General features: G+C 42.0%; 3 protein-coding genes. 2 read left to right on the plus strand and 1 reads right to left on the minus strand.

Annotation, left to right across the window (positions count from 1 at the left end):
* Positions 1 to 239 (plus strand): hypothetical protein (locus Q0791_RS24555; RefSeq protein WP_299011894.1); only part of this gene is annotated, 239 nt, incomplete at its 5' end.
* Entirely contained in the window at positions 236 to 484 is a 249-nt protein-coding gene (locus Q0791_RS24560) for a hypothetical protein (protein ID WP_299011895.1), read from the plus strand. The genes Q0791_RS24555 and Q0791_RS24560, both read left to right, overlap by 4 nt.
* A gap of 52 nt (positions 485 to 536) precedes the next feature.
* Here Q0791_RS24560 and Q0791_RS24565 read toward each other — a convergent pair whose 3' ends face one another.
* Positions 537 to 3491 (minus strand): hypothetical protein, encoded by a 2955-nt coding sequence (locus Q0791_RS24565; RefSeq protein ID WP_299011896.1) that lies wholly within the window; start codon positions 3489 to 3491, stop codon positions 537 to 539.
* Between the last annotated feature and the right edge of the window lie 103 nt (positions 3492 to 3594).

The following is a 3594-nucleotide window of genomic DNA, read 5'->3' on the forward strand; positions in this document are numbered from 1 at the left end:
TAATGGTTCCTCTATTGTGGTCTCATATTGTGGTCTCACCGACGGGAAAAATCCTGTTTACTTCTGATTTTAGGCAGGCTGGAGGCTATGTTGTTGAGGTGCCTTTACAGCATCATAGTCGTGGCAGCCTTTTCAGCCGCTATCCTTCATTATTTCACACGATTTTATTGCTCTTGTGGGGCGTAGTGTTATGGAAAGGTGTTATGGAAAGGGATGCAAGTATTGGCTATTCGTCGTGAATAATGGTTTCTTTATTGTGGTATCACCGACGGGAAAAATCCTGTTTACTTCTGATTTTAGGCAGTCTGGTGGTTATGTTGTTGAGGTGCCTTTACATCATCATAGCCGTGGCAGTTTTTTCAGCCGTTATCCTTTATTATTTCACACGATTTTATTGTTCATGTGGATCATAGTGTTATGGAAAAGTGTTATGGAAAGGGATGCAAAGTTTAAGGCAAAGATAGGTGACATAATAAGAGACTGAGCTAGTACAACTGAGTCCCTCATTATGTCGGCATATTCGCATTATTGAACCACTATATCTCTTCGACCTCTTCAACTTCTTCAAGAGTAAAGTCGTCACCCTGTAATAGACTTATGCAAGTATTCGCAATTTCTTGAAGAGACGCATTTTCTTCTGCTTGAGAAGAAGTATTGCTCATTTGCTCTATACGCACCATGGCGATTTGCTCACTCAGGTCGAAAGCAGAGGTATCGTTATTCGCTATTTCAAACGTAACAATGCCAATTAAAAAATTGTCATGATAGCGAGTTAATAACTCTAATAGTGAAGGGCTTCTGGCTGTTTCATCTATTAACGTCATGCATAGAGAGGTAATGCCATTGGCTCTTGACTCAATAGTATGGTTATTATTTTCTGTTTCTATTTGTGCGAGGGCATTCGTTGCCATTTCAATGATGCTATCTTCCAAAGAAGAATATCTTGATAAAGTGTTCAGCACGCCACTTCCGATGATCCCTTTAGCTTCTAATGCACGACTATAGACTGATTCCTCGAGGTTATTTTGGGCATTCGATGAGCCTAAATCATTAATTGCAACAATACAATTATCTGATAATTGCGCTAAAGTATCAGCCTCCTCTGGTTCTCGAGCGGTGTAAAAGATGTTGGTTTGTTGAACCGTTGCGATTTGAACAGTAAAATCGGGAATATATTCAGTGACACTCTCCGATACTAACGCATTCATTTTCTCTATAATATTGCCATAATAAGCTGTCAATTCATCTGTCCGTAAGGGTTCTTTCGCAACAGCTTCCAAAAATTTTGAACACATATGAGCAATGCCCTCTGCTTTTGATTCTAGTGTCAGCGTTCCTTTCGCTATCGATTCTATTTGAGCGATAGCCTCAGTTGACATAGTATCAAGTGTAGCTGCAATCTCTGGTTGTCTTGCTACCGATTCTATAACCCCCCCTGCCATCAGTCCAAGAGCTTCTAGTGCGCGGCTATTCACCGTTTGTTGCTCATCGGTCATGTTATCTGATAGGAGCATTGCACTGATACAAGCATCGGCGATTTCTTTGAGAGATCCAGCCACTTCTGGTTGACGAGCGGTGAAAGTGAATTGTGCTTCACGGATCATTGCCGCTTGATAGGTCAAGTCATAAAGAGATTCAGGCTCGCTGATTGATGCTGATGGCGTCATTCTTTGTAATAAACTGTCTTGATAGGTGCTGAGTGTATCTCTTATCTCTGGTTGCCTCGCCACTCCTTCCAATAATGATGAACAGAAAAAAGCAATACCATTTGCTTTTGACTCGAGTGTATAATTTTGAGTTGTTGATTCTATTTGAGCGAGAGCGTCATTCAAAATAGCAACCAATGTCTCTTCTTGCGAAGGATCTCTTGTTAGGGCCAATACAAACCCGCCCGCAACTGTCCCTATGGCCTCAGCGCCGCGGTTAACTGTGATGTTGCTTGTTTCCTCTATTGCATCATTTGAAGGCGCGACTATGCTTATGTCATGCATTTCACTGATACAATTATCTGCAATGTCAGCTAAATTTTCTGCTATTGATGGATCACGAGCCGTACGAGATATTTGTGCATATCGAACGCTGGCCATTGGATTGGTAAGGTCGGGAGTAAATTCAAGCTCACTCGTTGATGTGAGTGAAGTGATTTTTTTCAAAAAATAGTCGTAATAGATTAATAATGGATCGGTTTCTGTTAATGAGGGATCTATCTCGACCTCTTCTAATAATTTTGAACAGAGATGAGCGATACCACTGGCTTTGGTTTCTACTGTATGGCCTAAATCCGGTATGGCTATGTCAGTGAGTGCCTCATTGGCAATAGCAATCAATGTTGTTTCTTGTGAATCATCCCCTGAGAAACGATCCAAAAAAGTTCCTCCGATTTCTCCTATAAGAGCTGCTGCAGGACTCTCTGTCACTGTGACGTTTACCTTTGCTTCAATCCCATCTAGGAAGGCTATTATTGTCACTTCTCCATCAAATAGACCTGTTATTAGCCCTGTGTTGCTGATCTTGGCAAGAGTAATGTCACTACTTTCCCAAAGGATGTTTTCGAGAACATCGGCGCTACTCGCATCACTGTAATTAGCGGTTGCAGTTAATTGAATGGATTCACCGGCAGCGATGATGAGCTCTTGGTGATTCAGTGTGATTGACTCTAGGTTAATTTCGATGACAGTGTCATCAGTACTGGTCGTATTGCTATCATCAGCGTTGTTGCTAGCATTAGTATCAGTGGTACCAGTGGTATTGGTATCATCAGCGCCAGTGGTATTAGTATCATCGGTACCAGTGGTATTGGTATCATCACTCTCAGAGGCAGTGGTATTAGTATCATCAGAGCCAGTGGTATTAGTATCATCGGTACCAGTGGTATTGGTATCATCGGTACCAGTGGTATTGGTATCATCAGCGCCAGTGGTATTAGTATCATCAGAGCCAGTGGTATTAGTATCATCGGTACCAGTGGTATTGGTATCATCAGCGCCAGTGGTATTAGTATCATCAGCGCCAGTGGTATTAGTATCATCGGTACCAGTGGTATTGGTATCATCACTCTCAGAGGCAGTGGTATTAGTATCATCAGAGCCAGTGGTATTAGTATCATCGGTACCAGTGGTATTGGTATCACTGCTGGTGGTATTGGTATCATCGGTACCAGTGGTATTGGTATCACTGCTGGTGGTATTGGTATCACTGCTGGTGGTATTGGTATCACTGCTGGTGGTATTGGTATTACTGCTGGTGGTATTAATATCATCGGTACCAGTGGTATTGGTATCATCAGTGCTGGTGGTATTGCTATCATCGATGCTGCCAGTAATGATATCTGTGCTGCTAGTTGTGGGGGAGGTGTCAATGCTTGTTGAAGTCGTGTTGCTGGAAGTGGAGGTTCCATTAGCATCACTTTCTCCACAACCCATTAATAATATCAATAGGCTCGCAGAAATGAAAAACAGTAAAGCAGGTTTACATTTCATAGATTTAGACATATTTGACTCCTATCTAATAGCTTCGATGCTGAGGGATCCCCACTTTTCTGGCTCATAAACAATGAATACTGATTGTGAAGTGAGCCAAGTTATACAGCACATA

The organism is uncultured Shewanella sp., assembly GCF_947495455.1.
In the GTDB taxonomy this organism is placed as follows: domain Bacteria; phylum Pseudomonadota; class Gammaproteobacteria; order Enterobacterales; family Shewanellaceae; genus Shewanella.

Coding starts and splice junctions, on each gene's coding strand:
- Q0791_RS24565 (WP_299011896.1), bottom strand. CDS start 3,491: ATGTCTAAATCTATGAAATGTAAACCTGCTTTACTGTTTTTCATTTCT.